The organism is Ruegeria sp. CE8, assembly GCF_056537465.1.
In genome coordinates this window covers 188298-210695 of record NZ_JBQFRP010000007.1, presented here as the reverse complement: position 1 = coordinate 210695, position 22398 = coordinate 188298, and the positions used below count along the sequence as shown (strand labels likewise).

Sequence of the window (22398 nt, the reverse complement as noted above, 5' to 3'; positions counted from 1 at the left end):
CTTGCCCCGAGGCAACATGTTGAAATCCTTATGTCTTGTCCAGTTGGAAATCGTCGCAGTGCCCCGGCGACGCAGGGAAAGCCATTTCGGGGCTTGACGAATTTGCCGGCCTCGTGAGAATGTTAGTGAACGTTCAATAACACACCGGAGGACGCCTGCATGAAGTTCAAGATTCTCGCCATTCCATTCGCGCGCCAGCATGGCGAGGACACACAGCTTGCCGGGCGTGATCCAGCGCGGTTCAACAAGATGATGCTCACCCTGCGTGATCAGATGGTTCTGGCCGAAGAGCTTGGGTATGACGGGTTCTGCCTGACCGAACACCACATGCAGGTCGAAGGTGTGGAATGCACCACAAACCCGCTGTTCTGGAACATGTACATCGCACAGCACACCAAGAACTTCACGGTGGGTCAGCTGGGCATGAATCTGACCGCGATGAACCCGATCAAGACGGCGGAAGACATTGCGATGCTGGACCATATGACCGGCGGCCGTGTCTTTGCTGGTTTCTCGCGTGGGAACACACCGCGCTGGACGGCCACTATGGGTCAGCATCTGGACATTACGTCAGCTGAATCCGATAAGTCCGAAGCCGACCAACGCAATCGCCGCGCGCTGTATGAAAACTGGCGCCTGATCAAATCGCTGTGGACCGATGACCTGACCGAGCATCAGGGCGAATTCTGGAACTTTCCGTCGAATGTCGAGTGGGAGTTCAACCCGACCAAGCTGTGGGGCGGTGATACCCCGGTCGATGAAAACAAGACCCTGCGCAAATCGGGAATCGTCCCTCGTCCGCTGCAGAAACCGCACCCCAAAGTGTATGCGCCGTTCTCGTATTCGATGGAAACCGCCAAGTTCTGGTCTTCGGAAGGCGCCAAGATGGTGTCCTTCGTGACCGCCGACAAAGAAGAGTTCATGCCGGTGATCCTGGAAAACTGCCTGCAGGCAGCGCATGAAAACGGTCTGACGCAAACCGCCAACAATGATGTTCTGGCACTCGGGGCGCATCTGATGATGGGCAAGACCCCCGCCAAGACCCAGCAGTATCGCGAGATGTTCGACAACCTGTGGTTCTCGGCCTATGACGCACCGCCCTATCACGTGCCGCTGGGTCGCGTCTGGGATGGCTCGCGCCAGCAGGTTCTGGATCAGGTCGGCGAACTGGCTGAACGGTATCAGATCGACGAATTCTTCGTGTGGCACCACGTGAACTATTTCGGCGACGAGATCGAGCAGGAAGCCCTGATCGAATTTGCCGAAGGCGTCATCAAACCTCTGAACGGATAAGGGAAAGAACATGTTCGACCTGCACGAGGTTTATCGGCTGTCGCCTATCGAAGATGTGATTGCGGACTGCGCGAAGGGCCGGATGGTTATTCTTGTCGATGACGAGAGCCGCGAGAACGAAGGCGATCTGGTGATCCCTGCCGCCTGCGCCGACGCGGCCGCCGTGAACTTCATGGCGCGCTTTGGCCGGGGTCTGATCTGCATGGCGATCCCGCCGGAAAAGGCTGAACAGTTCAGCTTGGGACCGATGGCAGCATTGAACACCGACCCGCATCACACGGCGTTCACCATTTCGGTGGACGCAAAGGAAGGCACCACCACTGGCATCTCCGCCAGCGACCGGGCGCGGACCATCGCGCTTTTGGCGTCAGTCACCGGATCACCGGCTGATCTGGTTTCGCCCGGTCACCTTTTCCCTCTCGTGGCAAAGCCGGACGGCGTTTTGGAACGGGAAGGCCACACCGAGGCCGCCGTCGATCTGGCCCGGTTGTCGGGGCAAGGAGATGCCGGAGTGATCTGCGAGATCATGAAGGATGACGGTGAAATGGCGCGCCTGCCGGACTTGCTGGAATTTGGGGCCAGCCACGGCCTCAAGGTCGGTACGATCGAAGACCTCAAACGGTACCGTCAGGCACTGCTCGCCGCCAAGGCCGCCTGACAGCCGACACCCCCAGACACTCACGACCGAGGACATTCCATGACCGCATTTGCCGACATCGAAGCTCTGATGCAGGCCTATATCGAAAACCTGCATGACGGCGACATCACCAAAGTAGACCAGATGTTCCTGCCGGAATGTGACCTGACCTGCGCCAATGAAGATGGCAGCTATATCCACATGACGCTGGACAAGTACAAAGACGTCATCGGCGGCCGCGAAAGCCCCAAGTCCAAAGGCTATCCCGTCTACGGTCACACGATCTCGATTGATCAGTCAGGCCCGAACACGGCCATGGTCAAGATCAATTGCGCCGTTCAGCCGCGTTTTTTTATCGACTATCTGTCGCTGGTCCGCACCGGCGAGGGCTGGAAGATCGCCGCCAAGGTCTACTACGTCCAGCGCACCCAAGACTGATCCCCTATCTGATCGAGCCAGAATTTTCACCCATGACGGCCCCTTATTTCCAACTATCGGCGCGTGCCATGGTGCAGGCCTATGCCCGGCTGGAGCTTTCCCCGGTCGAGGTAACGCAGGCCGCGCTGAACCGGATTGCTGAAGTCAATCCGCAGATCAACGCGATCTATCATCTGGATGCCGAACGCGCGCTGGACGCTGCGCGCGCCTCAGAGCAGCGCTGGCATGATAATGAGGCGCTGGGGCCGCTCGATGGTGTGCCGACGACGGTCAAGGATGCCTTGGATTGCATAGGCATGCCAGCCTATCGCGGTTCCGCTGCAGGAGCGGTCGCGGTCAGCACCACCGACCATCCCACGATCGCTCGCATGCGTGAGGCCGGTGCCGTCATCCTCGGAAAAAACACCATGTGCGACTACGGTATTCTGGCCGGTGGCGTCAGCTCCATACATGGGGTCACGCGCAACCCTTGGGATTTGTCACGTACGACCGGCGCGTCGTCCTCGGGCGCTTCGGCCAGTGTCGCCGCCGGGATCGAGCCTTTGTCGATAGGCACCGATATCGTGGGCTCGATCCGCCTGCCAGCTTCGTATTGCGGGCTGGCCGGGTTGAAACCCAGTCAGGGCCGGGTTCCCTATTACGTGTGCAACAGCCCGGCCATAACGGCGGGCCCGCTGGCGCGAAATTTCGGTGATGTCGCGCTGCATATGAACGTTTTGACCGGCGAGGATTCTCGGGATTTCACTGCCCTGGCACGAGATGGGTTGAATTACGTATCGCGTCTGACTCGTGGCGACCGAAAAAACTTGTCTGTTCTTGTTGTTCCAGAGCTCGGGTTGGGCGAACCGGTGGCCGAAGATGTACGTACCGCGCTCGAACGGACGGCGCTGGTTTTGCGGGATATGGGCGTTCATACCTCCTATCTCGATAAGCCGCCGTTCAGCCGAACGGATTGGGAACCCGCCGAGGCGTTCTACAAGATCCGAACCCTATCCGAACTGATGCGCCAGCCCGAGGCGGAACAGGCAAAAACGCCCTTTATCCGCGACTGGACCAACGATGCCCGCACATTGTCGGCGGTTGAGCATCAGCGGAACTTCGACCACACGCAGGCCCTGCGCGAACGGGCCCTGGCGTTAATTGACGGCCATGACTTTGTCCTGTTGCCATCGACACCGGACACAGCCTTTGCGGCCGAACTGCCGGGATCTAACCCCGACAGACCGTTCGAAAGCTGGGCCAACACCTTCCTGTTCAACCTGACAGAACAACCCGCATCCAGCATCCCTGTGGGCTTGGACCGCAACGGGCTGCCCATCGGCATTCAACTGGTTGGAAACCGTTTCGACGACCTGGGTGTTTTACAGATGTCGTGGCGGATTGAACAGGAAATCGGAGAGATGACACCAGCGCCTCTGTAACCCACGCAGATGCTGGCAAAAAATTTGGGAGGCAAAATGAGCACTGAAAAGGCAACAATCCCCGGCCAGATCATGACGATGCCGCTGACGGTGATCAGTATCTTCCGTCATGGCATGCGCGCGCATCCCGAAGCGCAGATCGTCTGGCGTAACTCGGACCTGACGATTGACCGCTACAGCTTTGCCGATATGGGGCGGCGGACCCAGAAGTTGGCACATGCGCTGACCGAACTGGGCGTGGGCCCGGGTGACCGTGTGGCGACTCTGGCCTGGAACAACAACCGGCATCTTGAGCTGTATTATGCGCTCGCCTGTATTGGCGCGATCTGCCACACGATCAACCCGCGTCTGCACCCCGAACAGATCGCCTTCATCATCAACGACGCCGAAGACACGCACATGTTCTTCGACACAACCTTTGCACCGTTGATCGATGCGGTGTCTGGTCGTTGCCCGACGGTTCAGGGCTGGTACAGCCTGACTGGTCCGGATCAGGTTCCGCAGATGAAGACCCCGGTTAGCGACTATGAGAGTCTGATTGCGGGCAAGCCCGAAACTTACGACTGGCCCGAGTTGGACGAAAACGCTGCTATGGCGCTGTGTTATACGTCTGGCACCACAGGCAACCCCAAGGGCGTGCTTTATTCCCACCGGGGTACAGTGTTGCACGCAATGGGCGTTTCGGGCGGCGAATGGCTGGCTCTGACCGCACGCGAGGCGGTTCTACCTGTAGTACCTATGTTCCACGCCTGCGCCTGGGGTTTGCCATATGCCTGCATCATGAACGGAACCAAGCTGGTTCTGCCGGGACCGGGAATGGACCCAGCGCCATTGCAGGAACTGATGGACGGCGAAGAGGTCACCATGATCTCGGGAGTCCCGACAGTCTGGCTGGGACTGTACGAATACCTCGACCAGCGTGGTGAGCGGTTGAAGACCGTAAAGCGCGCAATGATGGGTGGTTCGGCTGCACCTCTGTCGCTGATCGAGAAGATCGAGAAAGGCCACGAGACCGAGGTGGTTCACGGTTGGGGCATGACCGAGCTTTCGCCGGTCGGCTCGCTGGCAATGCTCAAATGGGGAGAGGACAAACTGCCTATCGATGAGCAGTTGCAGATCAAGACCAAACAGGGCCGCGCGCTCTATGGTGTTGAGATGCGCATCGTTAATGATGCGGGCGAGCTATTGCCCCATGATGGCGTTGCCGCTGGGATGTTGCAGGTGCGCGGCCACTGGGTTGCCGGCAGCTATTGGGGCGGAGCCGGTGCCGATGCATTCACCGAGGATGGTTGGTTCTCGACCGGTGACGTCGCCGCAATCGACGCAAAGGGATATCTGCGCCTGACCGACCGGACCAAGGATGTCATCAAATCGGGTGGGGAATGGATTTCCTCGATCGATCTGGAAAGTATCGCCATGAGCCATCCGGATGTACTTGAGGCCGCTTGTATCGCTGCCAAACACCGCAAATGGGACGAACGCCCGCTGATCGTTGCGGTCAAACGCGAGGGCTCGGAGATTACCCGTGAGGATATTCTGGCGCTTTACGACGGTCAGATCGCAAAGTGGTGGACACCCGACGACGTGGTGTTCCAGGCCGAGCTTCCGCACACCGCCACTGGCAAAGTCTCAAAGCTGCATCTGCGCGAGCAATACGCCGACCACAAGCTGCCCACCGACAACTAATTTCTGCCTTCAAGGATCATTACCATGCGTTCTGCCGTTATCGTCTCGACCGCCCGTACCGCTATTGGCAAAGCCTTCCGCGGCGCCTTCAATGACACTCATCCCGCCGTCTATGGTGGTCACGCTGTTGCCGAAGCGGTCAGACGCGCGGGTGTTGATCCGTCCGAAATTGAGGACGTGATCATCGGCAATGCCGTCCCCGAAGGTGCAAACGGCGGTAATCTGGGTCGTCAGGTTGCCATGCGCGCGGGCCTTCCGGTGACGGCGTCGGGTCAGACGATCAACCGCTTCTGCTCCTCGGGTCTTGAGGCGCTGGCACGCGCCTGTTCGCGGGTGATGGTGGACGGCTGTGATGTGGTCGTCGGCGGCGGTGCCGAGAGCATCTCGTTGGTGATGGGCCGCGACAACACCTATCGTCTGAAAGAAGACTGGCTCGACCAGAATGTGCGCGGTTTTTATGATCCGATGATCAAGACCGCCGATACCGTGGCCGAACGGTATGGCATTAGCCGCGAGGCGCAGGATGCATACGCCCTGCAGTCGCAACAGCGCACAGCTGCGGCGCAGGCTGCTGGTAAGTTCGACGACGAGATCATTCCGATCACAGTCACCAAAGCGAATAAGAACAAAGAAACTGGCGAGATCACTTACGAAGAAGTCACGCTGACTCAGGATGAGTGCAACCGTCCCTCGACCACGTTGGACAGCCTAGCCGGGTTGGCTCCGGTGATGGGTGAGGACAAGTGGATCACCGCTGGAAATGCCTCGCAATTGTCCGACGGTGGATCGGCGCAGGTGGTGATGGACGAAAAGCTGGCCGAGCAGCGCGGGCTTGAACCGCTGGGGCGCTATGTCGGTTACGTAGTGGCGGGCTGTGAACCAGACGAGATGGGGATCGGCCCGGTTTTTGCTGTGCCGAAACTGCTGGAACGCAATGGGCTGAAGTTGGATGATATCGGCCTGTGGGAACTGAACGAGGCCTTTGCGTCTCAGGCGCTGTATTGCCGTGACAAGCTGGGCATCCCGAATGAGATTATGAATGTGGATGGTGGTGCGATTTCGGTGGGCCACCCCTATGGCATGTCGGGCACCCGCATGGTCGGCCATGCGCTGATCGAGGGCAAGAAGCGCGGCGCGAAATACATTGTCGCCACCATGTGCATTGGCGGGGGTATGGGTGCGGCTGGCCTGTTCGAGGTTCTATAAATGAGCGCTATCAACAAAGTCGCCGTTATCGGCTCGGGTGTGATGGGGGCGGGGATCGCCGCGCATTTCGCCAATGCAGGTGCCGATGTGGTCCTGCTGGATATCGTGCCCAACGATGCCGAAAACCGCTCGATGCTGGCCAAGGGTGCCATCGCGCGCATGACCAAGGGTCGCGCGCCCCAGCTGGCGGATCCTGCCTACGCGGCGAGGCTAACGGCGGGCAATCTCAAGGATGATCTGGATCAGCTGCGCGACTGTGACTGGGTCGTCGAAGTGGTTCTGGAAGACCTCGCCATCAAACACGCGCTGTATGCGAAAATCGCGCCCTACCTGCGAGACGACGCGTTGCTGAGCTCGAACACCTCGACCATCCCGCTGGTCGATCTGGTAAGTCAGATGGACGAAGCTCTGCGTAAACGCTTTGTGATCGTGCATTTCTTCAACCCGCCGCGTTACTTGCGCTTGATCGAACTGGTCACCGGACCGGACACCGATCCGGTGGCTGCGGAACGTGCCCGTGCATTTAGCGACGAGCGCTTGGGCAAGACCGTCGTGCCCTGTAACGACCGCCCGGGATTCATTGCCAACCGACTGGGTGGTTTGTGGATGAACGCCGCCGCCCGCGAGGCTGTGGCCCGTGGCATCACAGTGGAAGAGGCTGACACGGTCCTGGCCTGGCCTTTCGGTGTGCCCGGAACGGGCGTTTTTGCATTGATGGATCTGATCGGTATCGACCTGATGGGCAAGTCGCGCCTTTCCATGCGCAAGCTGCTTGAAGCCGATGACCCACAGCAACTTCACACCGAGGGTATGGAGCTGTTCGACCAGTTGGCCGCCGAGGGGTTGGCGGGTCGCAAGGCTGGAGCAGGGTTCTATCGACGATCAAAGGACGAAAACGGCAAACCCATGGCTGAGGCGGTCGATCTGGCGACGCTGGACTATCGCGCACAGGCCAAGGGACCTGACCTGCCCAAGAGTTTCGGCGTCGACTTCATTGATCAAGCCGGCGATCGGCTGGCGGACTATGCCTGGGCCGTCATGGGGCCGACGCTGTCATATGCGGCCTATTGCGTGCCCGAAATCACCGCGAACCCGGCCGATATCGATGCGGCAATGGAGCTTGGGTACAACTGGCGCATGGGTCCTTTCAAGCTGATCGACAAGATCGGTGCAGACAAGATTGTCGCCCGGCTGAAGGCCGAAGGTCAGGATGTGCCGCCGCTGCTGGCGCTTGCGGCCGAGCGTGACGGGATTTACTCGGGATTGGGCCGTAACCGTAAGGTGCTGCTGCCTTCAGGCGAGCAGGCGGAAGTGCCGCGTGGACCGGGAGTGGTCTTCGCCTCGGACCTGACGGAGGCCCCCGTGTTTCAGACCGAGGCCGTATCGCTGCGGGATATGGGTGATGGCGTTGCTTTGCTGACGATCACCGCGCCCAACGCAGCTTTGGACGATCAGGTGATGACCGGCGTCAGCGAGGCTCTGGACGTGGTTGGCCGCGACTTCAAGGCGATGGTCATTGGGTCAGACGGCAACCATTTCTCGGTGGGTGCGAACCTGAAAAAGGCGTTGGACCGTGCCGATGCCGGGGAACTGGATCTGGTCGAAGGGCAATTGGCCATCGGTCAGGCCACGACGCGCAAGATCAAGTATGCGCCGTTTCCTGTGGTCTCAGCCGCATGTGGGCTGGCTTTGGGCGGCGGCTGTGAAATTCTGATGCACTCGGATCGGGTGATGGCCGCGCTCGAAAGCAATATTGGATTGGTCGAGGCCAACGTGGGCCTTCTGCCCGCGTGGGGTGGCACAACGGCGCTATTGTTGCGCAAAACGGCAGAACTGGGTGACCCGGTCAAAGGGGCCGAAGCTGCATTCGATGTGATCTCGGTGGCATTGATGACCGGCTCTGCTCCGATGGCGCAGCATGCGGGATATCTTAGGTCGACCGACGGAATGGTGATGAATCGCGACCGCCTGCTGGCCGAGGCAAAGGCGGCAGCGCTGGAGCTGGCCGATGGGTATCAGCCTGCGCCCATGGCCGAGATCACACTGGACGCCGCGGAAATCAAAGCCGCGCTGGAGCCGAAGCTGGCCGCCCTGGCTAACGCCATGCCCGACGCGCCCTACACGGTCGAAATCGCCCGCGAGACGGCGCATGTGCTGGCCGGCGGGAACGGCGGTACTTTGGATGAAGAGGCACTGCACAAACTGGAAGCCGACGGCATGATGCGCCTGATCCGGCAGGACAAGACCATCGAGCGGATGCGTCACACTATGACCACTGGTAAGCCGCTGAAAAATTGAGGGATTCTAGGAATGGACTATCAACTCCCGCAGCGGGACATTACCTTTTTGTTGGACGAGGTGCTGGACCTCGACAAGACGCTCGCATTGCCGGGGTACGAGCATTGCGACAAGGACACGTTCTTTGCCGTCGTCGATGCGATCAACGGGTTCGTGCGTGACAACCTCGCAACGTGTAACGAGGCGGGGGACAGTCACGGCGCGCGGCTTGAAGACGGTCAGGTCTATGCCGCGCCTGGTTTTAGCGACGCCTATAAGGTGTTCTGCGAAGACGGTTGGAACGCGCTGGCATTGGAGGAGGAGTTCGGCGGCCAACAACTGCCCTTCGTCCTTCATGCAGCGTTGCGCGAGGGGATGGCCGGAACCAATCTGGCATTCGCTCTGATCCACGAGTTGAACTTCGGCGTGGTCGAGGCCTTGATGGCCTATGGCTCGGACGAACAGAAGGCGGTCTATTGCCCGCAGCTGACGTCAGGCAACTGGGCCGGGACGATGAACCTGACCGAGCCGCATTGCGGCACCGATCTGGGCCTGACCCGGACCAAGGCGGTGCGCTGCGACGATGGATCTTACGCCATTACCGGCAACAAGATCTTCATCACCTGGGGCGATCACGACATGTCGGAAAACGTCGCCCACCTGATCCTGGCCCGGGTCGAAGGCGCTCAACCGGGACCGCGTGGGTTGTCGCTGTTTCTGGCGCCGAAATACATGCTGGACGCAGACAACAACACGACGGATCAACGCAATACGATCACCATAGCCGGGATCGAAAATAAAATGGGCATCCACGGCTCACCCACTTGCGCCATTTCCTTTGAGGGCACAAAGGCTTGGATCGTCGGTGAAGAAGGCAAAGGTCTGGCCGCAATGTTCGTGATGATGAACGCCGCGCGCCTGTCGGTTGGCTTGCAGGGGTTGGGCGTGGCCGAGGCTGCGGTGCAGACGGCAGCGGCTTACGCCCATGAACGTCTCCAAGGCCGCGCGGATGGGGAACCTCTGAACCCAAGCGGTCCCGCCGATCCGCTGATCGCCCATGCGGATGTGCGCCGTCGCCTGCTGACCGCACAGGGTGAGATGGACGCAGCCCGAGCATTGGCCTATTTTGGCGCGGGTCTGCTGGATGCGGCGCATCGTGGCGACAACCCTGAACTGCGCGAAGAAGCAGATACGCGGCTGTCACTGCTGACCCCGGTGATTAAATCCTATCTGTCGGACATGGGCTCGCGCATGGCGAACGAGGCTGTGCAGATGCACGGCGGTCATGGGTTCATCAAGGATTACGGCGTTGAGCAATTGGTGCGCGACGTTCGGATTACCGAGATTTACGAGGGTACAAACGCCGTTCAGGCTCGGGATCTTGTCATGCGTAAAGTGCGCGGCGACAATGGTGCAGTCATCAAGGGGCTGATCGCCGACATGTTGGATGAAGCGGGCAAACTGAGCCCTGATCTCTCTGATGTCGAGTCCCACTTGCGTGAAGCGGCAACACGGCTTGGTCGTTCAACCGACTGGGTGTTGGGGGCGGCGCAAGGCGATGTGCTGTCTGGGGCATGCGACTATTTGGAAATTGTGGCGCTAAGCCTGTCGGCCTGGATGTCCGCGCGGATCGCCCGGGTGGCAAAGGCTGCATTCGGCGACCAGTCGCCTGACTACTATGCGGATCGGGTAGATGCAGCGCGCGCTTTCATGGCCCGCGCGCTGCCTCGTGCGGTTAGCCACGAAATGATCATGCAAGCCGGTGAACCCGGCGTTGTTTGTCGGGCTGATCGCTGTCTGTAACTCCTCCTTCTTCACAGTCAGCGGCGCTGAAGGGCGTTCTGGAAACAGGGCGCCCTTTTTGCGTTGTTTGATTCAAATCAAGTCAGGCAGTAAGGGTGGGCAATAAAAGTTAGTGAACGATAACTAACTTAAGGCAAAGCCATGAAAACCATATCCTTGTCCAACCTTATATGCGTTCAAAAGGCGAAGATGTCGTGCTGCCGGGGTCGGATCCGGATCGGTATGAAACGCTGTTGGAGCGGACAACCGAACAGATGAAATTCGCCGACGAAAACGGTTATGCGGGCTTTTGTATGACCGAGCATCATTTTCAGGTCGAAGGGATCGAGACCACAACCAATCCGCTACTGTGGAACATGCACATCGCGGCGAATACAAAGAACCTGATGGTGGGGCAGGTGGGTATGGCGCTGACGGCCCACCATCCAATGCGTTTGGCCGAGGATATGGCAATGATCGACCACATGTCCGGTGGGCGTTTGTTCTGTGGCTTTGTCCGAGGCAACACGCCGCGCTGGCTGAATACGCTGGCACAGCATCTCGACATCACCACCACTCAATCCGACCGGTCCAAGGAAGATGCCCGGAACCGCCGGCTGATGGAAGAAAGCTGGGCCGTTGTGAAAAAAGCCTGGACCAATGAAACGTTCAGCCATCATGGCGAGTTCTGGAACATCCCGGCTGACAATATCACATGGCCCTTCCCCCCGACCGCAAAATTTGGCGGCGAAGGCGCGGTCGACGACAACGGTACTTTGCGCAAGATGGGCATTGTCCCGCGTCCTCGCAAACGGACCGACGGGCGCGATTTCCCGCCGCTCTACGTGCCGTTCTCGTGGTCCATGGAAACGGCCAAGTTCTGGGCCAAGGAAGGTGCCAAGCTGGTCTCGTTCGTGTCCAGGGACGAGTTCATGGACATGACCATGCCGATCTATCTGAAAGAGGCGCATCATCACGGCCATACCGATCTGACCGTAGGAAACACGCTGGTATTGGGCGGCCACCTGACAATCGGTACAACCGAAGCACAGGCGGAACAGCATTACCGTGACTTCGAAGAGCTATTCAATTTTGCCTACAACGCGCCGCCCTATCACGTACCCATGGGCCGCGTCTGGAAAGGCACAGTCAATCAGGTAATCGATCAGGTCGGCGCGCTGAAAGAGAAGTACGGTACCGAGGAGTTCGTGGTCTGGCACCACGTCGGATACTTCACTCAGGAAGAAGAGCTTGAGATGCTCGACAACTACGCCGAGGTGATCAAGGCGTTTTCCTGATCGCCGGATATGGTCTGATTAGAGAAACAGGGGCGGGTTCTCTGGCCCTTGTTTAGTAGCCATTGGCCTATAGTCTGCGCTTTCGTTACCCTTTGCGCCGCCTGTTTTGCCACGTTCGCAGGTATCCTAATTGCCCGATGACCATTTCGAGCGCAACTCAGACAATCACGGGGCAATTTGGATAAAGAAACGCGGTGGATGTGCATCTCTGCGTTCGAACCCAAGTGACGTATAGAACGTCTGAGCTTCATGGTTGTCCGGATGGGTGCCGACCGCCAAGTAGCGGCATGACAGTGCCGTCGCTTCGAGCTTGCAGGCTTCGATTAGGCTCTGCCCCACGCCGCGACCCCGAAAGTCCGCCTCGGTGAACAGATGATGCAAGTCCATTCCCCGAGCCCCAAACTGTAACCTGATCAATCCGCACATCGCCGCGTATCCAATCAGCTTGCCGCCCATCTCAGCGACAAGGATCGTGATCCAAGGCTGTTCACCGAACAGGTCACGAGCGAGATCTTCCCTTGTAAGGGTTGGGGTATCACCATGATGTGCGGCCAACTGTCTGACCATTTGGCAAATGCGTTCGATATCCGCAGGTCGCGCGGCCCGTATCACTCCGAAACTGGTGCGAAATGGAAGGAAGTTTCGTGTCATCTGAGGCCCCCATCCGCCGCAGGAGCCAACATCTGTGCCACCATACGGCGGCAAAAAAGAAGTTCACCGCGCTCAGTCGAGGCGGCCGTAATACGTCCTGAACTTGGTGTTGTTGTCGGTCATACCGCTTTTTTGCATATTCATCCGTGTGTTTGTCAATGGCGGCTTACTATTACGCACCGACGACTACCCAAAACCGGCTAAGCATCAGGCTCGGACAGTGGGTATGTGGCGGCGTTTTTGCGTTTGTCCCCATAAAACAACCCGCCATTTTTGTAGCGGGTTGCCGTAGGTTATGCGGTCGTTGCTTCGTTGAAACCAGCAGCGTCGTTTCGACACCATAGCCTTGTAGCTTAAAGCGCAGCCTCGCTGCCCAGAACGGTGGTGAACTCGTTCGAGAATGTCCCGCCATTGCCATGCGCGATGGCAATGTTCACGTTGTTGATCTGACGGTCTCCGCCGTCGCCCCTGATCTGGGTTGCAGCCTCGATCAGGCAGAACAGACCATACATGCCCGGGTGAACACAGCTGAGACCACCGCCATTGGTGTTGACCGGCAGCGACCCGCCCGGTGCGATGTTGCCATCGGCGACAAAGGCTCCGGCCTCCCCCTTTTTCACAAAGCCCATGTCTTCGAGGAACAGCAGCGTGTTGATGGTGAAGGCGTCATAGAGTTCAACCACGTCCACGTCCTTGGTGGAGATTCCGGCCATTTCAAAGGCACGTTTCGAGCTTTCTGCGGCGCAAGTCGTGGTCAGTGTCGCGGCTTGGCTGATCTCGCGATGCGAAATCGCGTTGCCGCCACCCAGGAAATAAGCGGGTTTTTCCTGATAGTCCTTGGCGCGATCGGCCGAAGTGACGATGATCGCGGCCCCGCCGTCGGACATCAGGCAGCAATCCAGAACGGCCAGAGGATCGGCCACCATCGGTGAGTTCAGGTATTCCTCCATCGTCAGATCGGATCGCATCGTGGCGTCAGGGTTCAGTTGCGCCCATTTCCGGGCGGAAATGGCGACGTGCCCAAAATGTTCCTTAGGCACGTTGAACTCGTGCATGTAGCGCTGCGCGGTAAAGGCATACCCCGGCACCGGAACCATCGGCTCATAGGCGCGTTCCCATTGCGGAGTTTCGATCAGGCCATTGAGATCACGCGCAGATTTCGCGTTCGATCCATAGCAAATCAGAACGTTCCTACACAGGCCCGCCTGTATCGCCATCGTCGCTTCGACCAGATAGGACATGAAGGACGACCCCCCAACCATGTCCGAGTTTGCCCAAGTTGGTTTGATCCCAAGATACTCGGCAATCGAGAGGGTGGGGAAGAAGTGGTAGAAGGTGCCGCCGCAGACGCCGTCGATTTCGGACAGGTCCATGCCGGCGTCAGTCAGCGCATTCTGTGTGGCTTTGGCTATCAGCTCCATGGGTGAGGTATTGGGTGTTTTGCCCAAGCCCCAATAGCCTTTGCCGACGATTGCGGATTTACCGCGAAGTGCATGTGCCATGTTTGTTTCCTTATTCCGCGGGCTTGAAAAACACAGCCGGTTCACCGGATTTTGCGTTGGGTCCGAAATCGGGTGTCATCACCACGGCCTGCACTTTCATGCCGATGGTGATCGCTTCGTTGTCCACATCGACGATGCGGCTGAACATCCGCGGGCCTTCGTCCAGATCGATCAGCACATTGTTGATGTCTCCGCCGAATTTCTCTGGGCGGCGAATGATCGTCGAGGCATAGACGGTGCCCTTGCCGCTGGCCTCGACCCATTCCAGATCATCTGCGCCTGTGGTGGGCGACAGGGCGCGTGGGTAGAAGTTATACTCGCCTGTTGTTTTGGAGCGTTGGATCAGAAATTTGCCCGCCGCAAGTCCTGCGCGGAACGCCGCGTCGGCCTGCGGGCTGGCTTCGGGGAGGGTAAAGTCAGTCATTCGTCGTCCTTGGTTTTCAGGCAGCAAAGATCGCCGCAGAATGTGTGGGTTCAGGATTGAGGATGCGGTGGCGCAGCAGCCCGGCTTCGGGCAGGATACGGGCGCGGACATGCGCGGCTGCTGCGCGCAACAATTCGGGTTCTGGGGCGTCTTCTGCGGCGGCTTCAAGATCGGCCCAGACCCGTCCAAAGTAAACCAGCCCGGTCAGGCGCATATAGTCCGAGACCGAAGGCCCAATGTCAGCGCACGTCTGCATTGCCTGAGTGGCCGCTTTCCAGGCGTCGATTGCGTCGGCCAGTTCCATCGAGCCAGGGCCAGTTGAAACCAGTTCGGCAAAAGCGTCCGCAGCTGCGCCGTTGTTCGTCCGGATGGCGCGGCGGGCAATACCTGTGGCCAGAACGCCATTGGTGCCCTCGTAGATCGCCATGATACGGCTGTCGCGCATGATTTGTTCCACGCGGTACTCTTTACAGAACCCGTAGCCACCGTGGATTTGCACAGCCTGACTTGAGGCTGCATTGACGGCGTCGGTCGCAAACGCCTTGCAGGTCGGGGTGAGTATATCCAGCAGGCCCTGATCGGCGCCCAGATCCATGTCGACAAAGGTGCGATAGACCATCGCCCGGCACCCCATCGTGTAGGCATAGATATCCAACAACATCCGCTGGACATCACCGTGTTCGGTAATCCGTGCAATGCCTTCTGTCGTTGTGCCCTGGCGGCGCCCCGCAGCATGGATCCGGGCGCGTTGAAAAGCCACATCCATCTGACCCACAGCCTGAAGGGCCACGTCCAGACGCTCGGCATTCATCATGGTGAACATGGCGGCAAGGCCCTTGCCCTCTTCACCCAGCAATTCGGCCTGCGCGCCATCAAAGGCCATCTGGCAGGTGGGCGAAGCGTGCATCCCCATCTTCTCTTCTATTCTAACGGTTTGGACGTGGTTGCGAGTACCGTCCCGCAAAACGGCGGGGCAGGCAAATAAGCTCAGGCCTCGTACCCCCGGTGCTGCGCCCTGTGTACGGGCCAGGACCAGGTGCAGAACGTTGTCGGTGTAGTCATGATCGCCGCCCGAGATGAAAATCTTGTTGCCGCTGAGCGTGTAACTATTCTCGTCCGGCGTCGCCAAGGTCTTGATCTGGCCCAGATCCGATCCGGCATCCGGCTCGGTCAAACACATCGAAGCCATCCATTCACCCGAGATCAGCGGCGGCAAAAGACGTGCTTTTTGATCCTCATTGCCTGAGGCATTTACCGTTCGGATACAGCCCTGGGCCAGGCTCAGCACCATTTCATAGGAAATGCACGCACCAGCCAGCATATCCGCCAGTACCGCACCCAGAACGTGTGGCTGCTCTTGCCCGCCATACTCTTCGGGGGCGCAAAGACCGGGCCATCCGGCATCGGCATAGCGTTTGTAGGCCGCAACCATGCCCGGCGGCATCCGCACCCGGCCATTTTCCAGCCGTGCGCCTTGTTCTTCGCCAATTTTGTCCAGCGGGGCGATCTCGGCGTTGATAAACCGGCCGAGTGTGAAGATCACGGCTTCGGCCAGATCGTCGCTCCAACCCGGCAGGCGTTCCGGCTGACCGATGTGTTTCAGGACAAAGGCAATTTCGGCCTCTGAGGCAGTATAGTCGATCACGATTTGGCCTTTCCGGATACGATTACATCTTCTGCCCCGCCATAGAGCGCTGTCACCGCCTCGGCGCGCAGCTCCAGCGCAAGGCGTTGATTGATGTAACCTTTGTCTGTGATTTCGTTTTTCTCGACCGAGGGGGCGTCGCGCTCAATCCGAACCCGTTTGATCCGCGTGGCGCTTCCGGTTTGCCCGGCGTTATATGCAACCAGCCGTTCGGCGATGAAGGCGCGTACTGCGGGATCGTCTGCATAACCTGCCAGAGTGTCATCACGCCCGATCAGGGCCTTACACTCATCCGCGTTGAGAAACACCAATGCGCCAATCTCGGTCCGGTCATGGCCGGTGATAACGGCGTCCGAGGCAATCGGGCTGAGCGCCTGCAACAAGGCCACGCGCAGATTGCCGACAGCGACCCAGGTGCCCGTCATCAGCTTGAAATTCTCAGAAATGCGCCCGTCGAAAACGATGCCCTTCGAGGGGTCTTGGGGGTCTTGCAGCCGTCCCGCGTCACCGGTCAGGAAGTACCCCTCGTCATCGAAGGCCTCGGCGGTTTTTTCTGGGTTGTTTAGGTAGCCGGTTGTCACATGCGGACCACGCACCCGCATTTCCATTTTGCCGCCATTGGGCAGAAACTTTAGCTCGGATCCGGGCCCCGGCACTCCGATCACGCCTGCCTTGTCTATGGGGAAGTGCACGCACGTTGCCATCATCGCCTCAGTCAGGCCCCAGGCGCTGACAAACGGAATTGTCTCACCCCGTTCCTGAACCCCCAACTGTTCGAGGCCTTCCCAAAGGTGATCCGGCAGTCCGGCACCCGAGAAAAAGATTAGGTCGAGCCGTTTGAAAAAGGCACTGCGAAAGGCGGCATCCTCGCGCAGGACGGGCAACAGCATGTCAAAACCGCGTGGGACGTTGAAGAACAGGGTCGGAGAGACGTCGCGCATATTGCGGATCGACTTTTCAATCTCGCCCGGTACCGGTTTGCCATCATCGACATAGAAACTGCCGCCATTGCGCAGGATCATGTTGAAGTTGAAATTGCCGCCGAACGTGTGGTTCCAGGGCAGCCAATCCACCACTATCGGCGGGGCATTTTCCAGAAACGGCCAAATCTGTACCACCGCTTCTTGCGTGGCCAACATCATGCGTTGCGTGACTATGACCCCTTTGGGCAACCCGGTCGAGCCCGAGGTGAACAGGATCTTGGCCATCGTGTCATGACCCACTTTGGCCCGCGCTTCGGCAACCTGTGCGTCCGTATCGGTTTCCAGTGCGTGCTCAAAGGTCAGCGCGCCGTTGTCCGACAGCTGTTCGATGCCTTCCGAAGCGAGAAATTCAAATGCCCGGGCAAAGCTTTCGGCATCGTCGGCATAGGCCATGCCGGGATTGGTGGTCTGGACGATGTGGCGCAATTTGGCCAGCGACTCGTCGAACAGTGAGTAAGGGACAGAGATGGGCACGACGGGTATACCCACGTGCATCGCTGCCAGCATCAGCAGGCCATGGCGAACAGAATTGCCCGACAGAATCAACAGCGGGCGGTCTTTGCTCAGGCCCTTATTCAGAAGAAACGAAGCCAATGCTTGGGCTTGCGCCAAGGCTTCGGCATAGGTAACGCCGATCCAGTTTCCGCCCGCGCCGCGCTCTGCCAGAAACAGGTGATCTGGCGTCGTTTCAGCCCAGCGTTCCAGGTATTCAGAGGCGCACTGAACGGCTATTTGCAGCGGGTATGGACTGCGCAGCACAAAGGCACCTTCGCCCAAATCTTCGCGCAATACCCTAGCTGGCGCGAATTTTTCTGATCGCATTGCGGTTTCGTCGCTTTGCTGGGCCGAAATGTTCATCTGTCCTCCCTCTGTCACCCGGTCACTGACGGTGCGGCTTATAAAAATCAGGCTATCCAAAAATTTGTTAGTATGCAAATGTATTATTGATCGTTCACTAATGGTGAATCTGAGGGGTAAGATGCGGCAGGAATTCTCGCAAGTTTGCGGCCTGATTTCGTTGCGTCACTGCGCCCGAACTGCACATGGAGACAGGAAATGAGAATCGAAAACGTATCTGCAATCGTGACGGGGGGTGCTTCGGGATTGGGATATGCCACTGCGGAGTATCTTGCATCGCGCGGGGCGGAAGTTGCGCTGTTCGACTTGCCGGGGGACAAACTGGAGGAGGCGGCCGCCTATCTTGGCGCCGTTGCCGCGCCTTGCGATGTGACAAGCGAGGGCGAGGTGACGGAAGCGTTGGACGCCACGATTGCCGCGAATGGTTCGCCGCGCATCGTCGTCAACTGCGCTGGGGTCACTCACGGAGAGCGGATCGTCGGGCGCGACGGCCCGGCCTCGCTTGAAGCATTTGCACGAACCGTTCAGATCAACCTGATTGGCACATTCAACGTCATGCGTTTAGCTGCTGAAAGGATGATGCGGAACGAACCGCTCGAGGATAACGAGAAGGGCATCATCATAAACACTGCATCAGCGGCGGCATTTGAGGGGCAGATCGGACAGGCGGCCTATTCAGCATCAAAAGGTGGTGTGGCTAGCCTGACCCTGCCAGCCGCGCGGGAATTCGCACGCTCGGGGGTGCGGGTGATGGCAATAGCTCCGGGCATTTTCTCGACTCCGATGATGGATTTGCTGCCGCAAGAGGTTCAAGACAGTTTGGGTGCCAAGGTTCCCTTTCCCCCGCGTCTTGGGCAGCCTGCGGAATTCGCGCGGCTGGCGGGGCATATGATCGAAAACACCATGCTGAACGGAGAATGCGTGCGTTTGGACGGCGCGATCCGTCTGGAACCCAAGTAAGGCTTTGCTATGGACTACACACATATAACCTCAGAAACAGACGGCGCGATCGGAATTCTGACGCTGGATCGGCCCGCCAAGTTCAATGCGATCAATCACGGGCTGCTGTTCGAGATTGAGCACTATTTCGACACTCTGCCGGATGGGGTCGGCGCGGTCGTGATCCGCAGTTCGGGCCAGCATTTCTGCGCCGGGTTAGACCTGTTAGAGCATTCGATGCGCGATGCGGCGGGGGCGATGCACGAATGCCGCCTGTGGCATCGGATCTTCGACAAGATCGAGTATGGCCGGGTGCCAGTCGTCGCCGCAATGAACGGCGGTGTCCTGGGCGGCGGGATGGAGCTTGCCATGACCGCACACATTCGGGTGTCACAGCGGCGTACGTTTTATGAACTGCCCGAGGGACGCCGAGCGATTTTTGTCGGCGGGGGCGCAACCGTTCGTGTTGGCCGGATCATCGGGGCCAGCCGGATGATGGAGATGATGCTGACGGGTCGCCGCTATGGCTCGGACGAAGGCTTGCAGTTGGGGCTGGCGCATTATGTTGAGCCGGACGGAACTGTGTTCGACAAGGCGATGGAACTGGCCCGACGCGTGACCGAGAACGCTCCGTTATCCAATTACATGATGATGCAAGCGATCACGCGCATTAACGACATGTCGGCCAGCGATGGCTTCTTTACCGAAAGCCTGGCGGCGGCAATTGCCCAATCCTCTCCCGAGGCGCGGGCAGGGATGGAGGCGTTTCTAAACAAGACAGGAAAGCGGGACAATCAGTAAGTCCCAAGACACGCGGAATCCGGTGTGAGAGCGTTTCACCGGATCCCGGTGTCGGGCGGGGCAATGCCCCGGTTGGTCAATCCACGAAGGCGCGTTCGACCACGAAAGTAGCGGGTTTGTTGTTTGCGCCTTCTTCAAGCCCGAACCCTTCGAGCGCGGCTTTAGTATCCTGCAGCATCGCCATCGAGCCGCAGATCATCCCGCGATCCGTTTCAGGTGAGATCGGCGGTAGGCCCAGATCATCGAACACTTTGCCGGATGCCATCAGATCGGTGATCCGGCCTTTGAACGGATAGTCCTCACGCGTCAGGGTGCAATAGTGCCGCAAATTCTGTGCCAGCTCGCCAACCAGCGGATCAGATTTGAGCGCTGCGACAAGGTCCTTGCCATAGTCCAGCTCACCTTTTTCGCGGCAGGTATGAGTCAGGATCACTTCGTCGAACTTCTCATAGGTTTCGGGGCCGCGGATCAGCGACGCAAAAGGTGCAATGCCGGTGCCAGTCGAGAACATCCACAGTCGTTTGCCCGGCAACAGGGCGTCATTGACCAATGTGCCGGTGGGCTTTTTGCGCATCAAAATCGTGTCGCCTTCGCGGATTTTCTGCAGGTGTTCGGTCAGTGGGCCGCCGGGAACCTTGATCGAGTAGAACTCGATCTCTTCATCCCAACTAGGCGATGCGATGGAATAGGCGCGGAACACGGGCTTTTCCGCGTTGGGCAGGCCGATCATGACGAATTCACCAGATCGGAACCGGAACGAAGCAGGACGCGTGATGCGGAACTTAAACAGCCGATCGGTGTAGTGCTTCACTTCAGTCACGGTTTGGGCGAAGACGCCCGCCGGAACGGGAAACTCAGTTTTGGGTGAGGTGTCCAATGACATTTTGGTCTCCTATTCTGCCGGGACTTCTGAAAAATGCGCCAGCTTACCTTCCTTGCCGTTCCATTCGTCAGCGTCAGGCAGGGGATCTTTCTTTTCGGTGATTACGGGCCAGGTTTCGGCAAACTTTCCGTTTAGCTCGACCCACTTTCCCATCCCGTCCTCGGTGTCCGGGCGGATTGCGTCGGCCGGGCATTCCGGTTCGCAGACGCCGCAGTCGATGCATTCGTCGGGATGAATGACCAGTGTGTTTTCACCCTCGTAGAAACAGTCCACGGGGCAGACCTCCACACAGTCAGTAAATTTGCAGTTGATACAGTTTTCGGTAACGACGTAGGTCATGTGGTCGCCTAATTGTTAGTATACGAATGAGTACTATGAGATTTTCTCGGCTGTCAATACGTTTCTATACTAACGAATATTTCAAACGTTCAGCTCTTGACCAAATATCGAAACAAGTTAGTGTGCTAACGATATCCGGAACGTATCGGGAGGGCGGAATGGCAGAAAAACTGGTCATCAGAAACATCGGGCTCATGTTGTCAGGCAAGATGGAGGAGCCGATTCTGGAGGCAGATTGCCTGATCGCAGTCGACGGCAAGATTTCCGAGTGGGGTTATGAAAAAGACCTGGACACCGAAGGCGCGGAAACGGTGGTGGACGCCAATGGCGTCACGCTGGCACCGGGCTTGATCGACAGCCATATTCATCCGGTGGTGGGGGATTATACCCCGCGCCAACAACAGCTTCACTGGATCGACTCGACGCTGCACGGTGGCGTGACCACTCTGATTTCCGCCGGAGAGGTGCACATGCCAGGGCGGCCCAAGGATGTTGTAGGTCTCAAGGCGATGGCGATTGCCGCACAGCGTTGGTACGAGAACTTCCGCCCTTCGGGCGTTAAGGTTCATGCCGGTGCCCCAGTGATCGAACACGGCATGGTCGAGGAAGACTTCAAGGAGATGGCTGATGCCGGCGTCACGCTGCTGGGTGAGGTCGGCCTGGGTACTGTCAAGGACGGAAAGACCGCGAAGCAGATGGTCGACTGGGCGCGGAAATATGGAATTCAATCCACAATCCATACCGGCGGTCCTTCTATTCCCGGTTCTGGCCTGATTGATGCGGATATGGTGCTGGAAACAGGAACAGACGTTATCGGGCACATCAATGGCGGTCATTCCGCACTGCCCGACGATCAGATCGTGTGTCTGTGCGAAAGCTGCACCGCAGGATTGGAAATCGTGCACAACGGGAACGAACGCGCAGCCCTCCTGACGCTGAACACCGCGCGCGAACTAAAACAGATGGACCGGATTATTCTGGGCACCGACGGCCCCGCAGGGTCAGGTGTGCAACCGCTGGGCATCATGCGGATGGTCGCGATGTTGTCGTCCCTGGGCAATGTCCCAGCCGAGATTGCGTTCTGCTTTGGTAATGGCAACACGTCGCGGCAACGCGAACTGGGCACGGGCTTGATTGAGAAAGGGTATTGTGCCGATTTTGTCCTGATGGATCAGGCGCAGCACGCACCGGGCAAGAACATTCTCGAATCCGTGCAACTGGGCAATCTGCCGGGCGTTGGAATGACGATCATCGATGGCATCGTGCGTTCGGAGCGCAGCCGAAACACCCCGCCTGCCACTCGGTTGCCACAAGTCGTCAGCTAACACGAAATAC

General features: G+C 58.5%; 19 protein-coding genes. 12 read left to right on the top strand and 7 right to left on the bottom strand.

Going from position 1 to position 22398, the window contains the following annotated elements; all coding sequences use genetic code 11:
- The first annotated feature begins 159 nt into the window (after positions 1-159).
- The 9 genes from ACR0AA_RS13710 to ACR0AA_RS13670 all read left to right on the top strand — a co-directional run bounded on the left by ACR0AA_RS13710 (position 160) and on the right by ACR0AA_RS13670 (position 12038).
- The gene (locus ACR0AA_RS13710) at positions 160-1293 is read left to right on the top strand and encodes an LLM class flavin-dependent oxidoreductase (RefSeq protein WP_480664628.1); all 1134 of its coding nucleotides are present in this window, start codon (positions 160-162) and stop codon (positions 1291-1293) included.
- 10 nt (positions 1294-1303) lie between these two features.
- Positions 1304-1951 (top strand): 3,4-dihydroxy-2-butanone-4-phosphate synthase, encoded by a 648-nt coding sequence (gene ribB / locus ACR0AA_RS13705; RefSeq protein ID WP_480664627.1) that lies wholly within the window; start codon positions 1304-1306, stop codon positions 1949-1951.
- 39 nt (positions 1952-1990) lie between these two features.
- Positions 1991-2368 (top strand): nuclear transport factor 2 family protein, encoded by a 378-nt coding sequence (locus ACR0AA_RS13700; RefSeq protein ID WP_480664626.1) that lies wholly within the window; start codon positions 1991-1993, stop codon positions 2366-2368.
- Positions 2369-2400: 32 nt separating this feature from the next.
- Positions 2401-3789 (top strand): amidase family protein, encoded by a 1389-nt coding sequence (locus ACR0AA_RS13695; protein ID WP_480664625.1) that lies wholly within the window; start codon positions 2401-2403, stop codon positions 3787-3789.
- Positions 3790-3825: 36 nt separating this feature from the next.
- Positions 3826-5475, top strand: coding sequence for a long-chain-fatty-acid--CoA ligase (locus tag ACR0AA_RS13690; RefSeq protein WP_480756247.1), 1650 nt, complete (start codon positions 3826-3828; stop codon positions 5473-5475).
- Between the two features lie 24 nt (positions 5476-5499).
- Positions 5500-6681, top strand: coding sequence for an acetyl-CoA C-acyltransferase (locus ACR0AA_RS13685; RefSeq protein ID WP_480756246.1), 1182 nt, complete (start codon positions 5500-5502; stop codon positions 6679-6681).
- On the top strand, positions 6682-8979 hold the full coding sequence (locus ACR0AA_RS13680; protein ID WP_480756245.1) for a 3-hydroxyacyl-CoA dehydrogenase/enoyl-CoA hydratase family protein: 2298 nt from the start codon (positions 6682-6684) through the stop codon (positions 8977-8979).
- Between the two features lie 12 nt (positions 8980-8991).
- Positions 8992-10761: an acyl-CoA dehydrogenase family protein gene (locus ACR0AA_RS13675; RefSeq protein WP_480756244.1), complete on the top strand. Its 1770-nt coding sequence runs from the start codon at positions 8992-8994 to the stop codon at positions 10759-10761.
- A gap of 170 nt (positions 10762-10931) precedes the next feature.
- Positions 10932-12038, top strand: a complete 1107-nt coding sequence (locus ACR0AA_RS13670; protein ID WP_480756243.1) for an LLM class flavin-dependent oxidoreductase — start codon at positions 10932-10934, stop codon at positions 12036-12038.
- Between the two features lie 165 nt (positions 12039-12203).
- Here the strand turns inward: ACR0AA_RS13670 and ACR0AA_RS13665 are convergent, their stop codons facing one another.
- The 5 genes from ACR0AA_RS13665 to ACR0AA_RS13645 all read right to left on the bottom strand — a co-directional run bounded on the left by ACR0AA_RS13665 (position 12204) and on the right by ACR0AA_RS13645 (position 18101).
- Positions 12204-12689, bottom strand: coding sequence for an N-acetyltransferase family protein (locus tag ACR0AA_RS13665; protein ID WP_480756242.1), 486 nt, complete (start codon positions 12687-12689; stop codon positions 12204-12206).
- Positions 12690-13042: 353 nt separating this feature from the next.
- On the bottom strand, positions 13043-14191 hold the full coding sequence (locus ACR0AA_RS13660; protein WP_480756241.1) for an acetyl-CoA acetyltransferase: 1149 nt from the start codon (positions 14189-14191) through the stop codon (positions 13043-13045).
- A gap of 10 nt (positions 14192-14201) precedes the next feature.
- Positions 14202-14615 carry a Zn-ribbon domain-containing OB-fold protein gene (locus ACR0AA_RS13655; protein ID WP_239338412.1) on the bottom strand — a complete coding sequence of 138 codons (414 nt, stop codon included), beginning with the start codon at positions 14613-14615 and terminating at the stop codon, positions 14202-14204.
- A gap of 16 nt (positions 14616-14631) precedes the next feature.
- Positions 14632-16260 (bottom strand): acyl-CoA dehydrogenase family protein, encoded by a 1629-nt coding sequence (locus tag ACR0AA_RS13650; protein WP_480756240.1) that lies wholly within the window; start codon positions 16258-16260, stop codon positions 14632-14634.
- Positions 16257-18101 (bottom strand): feruloyl-CoA synthase, encoded by a 1845-nt coding sequence (locus tag ACR0AA_RS13645; RefSeq protein ID WP_480756239.1) that lies wholly within the window; start codon positions 18099-18101, stop codon positions 16257-16259. The genes ACR0AA_RS13650 and ACR0AA_RS13645 overlap by 4 nt, the downstream gene beginning before the upstream one ends.
- 198 nt (positions 18102-18299) lie before the next feature.
- On the opposite strand from ACR0AA_RS13645, the gene ACR0AA_RS13640 reads away from it, so the two are divergent.
- Both ACR0AA_RS13640 and ACR0AA_RS13635 read left to right on the top strand, forming a co-directional pair.
- Positions 18300-19061 carry an SDR family NAD(P)-dependent oxidoreductase gene (locus ACR0AA_RS13640; protein WP_480756238.1) on the top strand — a complete coding sequence of 254 codons (762 nt, stop codon included), beginning with the start codon at positions 18300-18302 and terminating at the stop codon, positions 19059-19061.
- Positions 19062-19070: 9 nt separating this feature from the next.
- Complete coding sequence (locus tag ACR0AA_RS13635) at positions 19071-19841, top strand: crotonase/enoyl-CoA hydratase family protein (RefSeq protein WP_480756237.1); 771 nt, start codon at positions 19071-19073, stop codon at positions 19839-19841.
- A 76-nt stretch (positions 19842-19917) separates the two neighbouring features.
- On the opposite strand, the gene ACR0AA_RS13630 is transcribed toward ACR0AA_RS13635, so the two are convergent.
- Positions 19918-20724 (bottom strand): ferredoxin--NADP reductase, encoded by an 807-nt coding sequence (locus ACR0AA_RS13630; protein WP_480756236.1) that lies wholly within the window; start codon positions 20722-20724, stop codon positions 19918-19920.
- 9 nt (positions 20725-20733) lie between these two features.
- Positions 20734-21063 (bottom strand): ferredoxin FdxA, encoded by a 330-nt coding sequence (gene fdxA / locus ACR0AA_RS13625; protein WP_480756235.1) that lies wholly within the window; start codon positions 21061-21063, stop codon positions 20734-20736.
- Between the two features lie 158 nt (positions 21064-21221).
- Here fdxA and ACR0AA_RS13620 point away from each other — a divergent pair, with 158 nt between their 5' ends.
- Entirely contained in the window at positions 21222-22388 is a 1167-nt protein-coding gene (locus tag ACR0AA_RS13620) for an amidohydrolase family protein (RefSeq protein WP_480664610.1), read from the top strand.
- Positions 22389-22398 lie beyond the last annotated feature (10 nt).

Coding starts and splice junctions, on each gene's coding strand:
- ACR0AA_RS13675 (WP_480756244.1), top strand. CDS start 8,992: ATGGACTATCAACTCCCGCAGCGGGACATTACCTTTTTGTTGGACGAG.
- ACR0AA_RS13635 (WP_480756237.1), top strand. CDS start 19,071: ATGGACTACACACATATAACCTCAGAAACAGACGGCGCGATCGGAATT.
- ACR0AA_RS13670 (WP_480756243.1), top strand. CDS start 10,932: ATGCGTTCAAAAGGCGAAGATGTCGTGCTGCCGGGGTCGGATCCGGAT.
- ACR0AA_RS13630 (WP_480756236.1), bottom strand. CDS start 20,724: ATGTCATTGGACACCTCACCCAAAACTGAGTTTCCCGTTCCGGCGGGC.
- ACR0AA_RS13685 (WP_480756246.1), top strand. CDS start 5,500: ATGCGTTCTGCCGTTATCGTCTCGACCGCCCGTACCGCTATTGGCAAA.
- ACR0AA_RS13680 (WP_480756245.1), top strand. CDS start 6,682: ATGAGCGCTATCAACAAAGTCGCCGTTATCGGCTCGGGTGTGATGGGG.
- ACR0AA_RS13665 (WP_480756242.1), bottom strand. CDS start 12,689: ATGACACGAAACTTCCTTCCATTTCGCACCAGTTTCGGAGTGATACGG.
- ACR0AA_RS13690 (WP_480756247.1), top strand. CDS start 3,826: ATGAGCACTGAAAAGGCAACAATCCCCGGCCAGATCATGACGATGCCG.
- ACR0AA_RS13700 (WP_480664626.1), top strand. CDS start 1,991: ATGACCGCATTTGCCGACATCGAAGCTCTGATGCAGGCCTATATCGAA.
- ACR0AA_RS13655 (WP_239338412.1), bottom strand. CDS start 14,615: ATGACTGACTTTACCCTCCCCGAAGCCAGCCCGCAGGCCGACGCGGCG.
- ACR0AA_RS13640 (WP_480756238.1), top strand. CDS start 18,300: ATGAGAATCGAAAACGTATCTGCAATCGTGACGGGGGGTGCTTCGGGA.
- ACR0AA_RS13620 (WP_480664610.1), top strand. CDS start 21,222: ATGGCAGAAAAACTGGTCATCAGAAACATCGGGCTCATGTTGTCAGGC.
- fdxA (WP_480756235.1), bottom strand. CDS start 21,063: ATGACCTACGTCGTTACCGAAAACTGTATCAACTGCAAATTTACTGAC.
- ACR0AA_RS13695 (WP_480664625.1), top strand. CDS start 2,401: ATGACGGCCCCTTATTTCCAACTATCGGCGCGTGCCATGGTGCAGGCC.
- ACR0AA_RS13660 (WP_480756241.1), bottom strand. CDS start 14,191: ATGGCACATGCACTTCGCGGTAAATCCGCAATCGTCGGCAAAGGCTAT.
- ribB (WP_480664627.1), top strand. CDS start 1,304: ATGTTCGACCTGCACGAGGTTTATCGGCTGTCGCCTATCGAAGATGTG.
- ACR0AA_RS13645 (WP_480756239.1), bottom strand. CDS start 18,101: ATGAACATTTCGGCCCAGCAAAGCGACGAAACCGCAATGCGATCAGAA.
- ACR0AA_RS13710 (WP_480664628.1), top strand. CDS start 160: ATGAAGTTCAAGATTCTCGCCATTCCATTCGCGCGCCAGCATGGCGAG.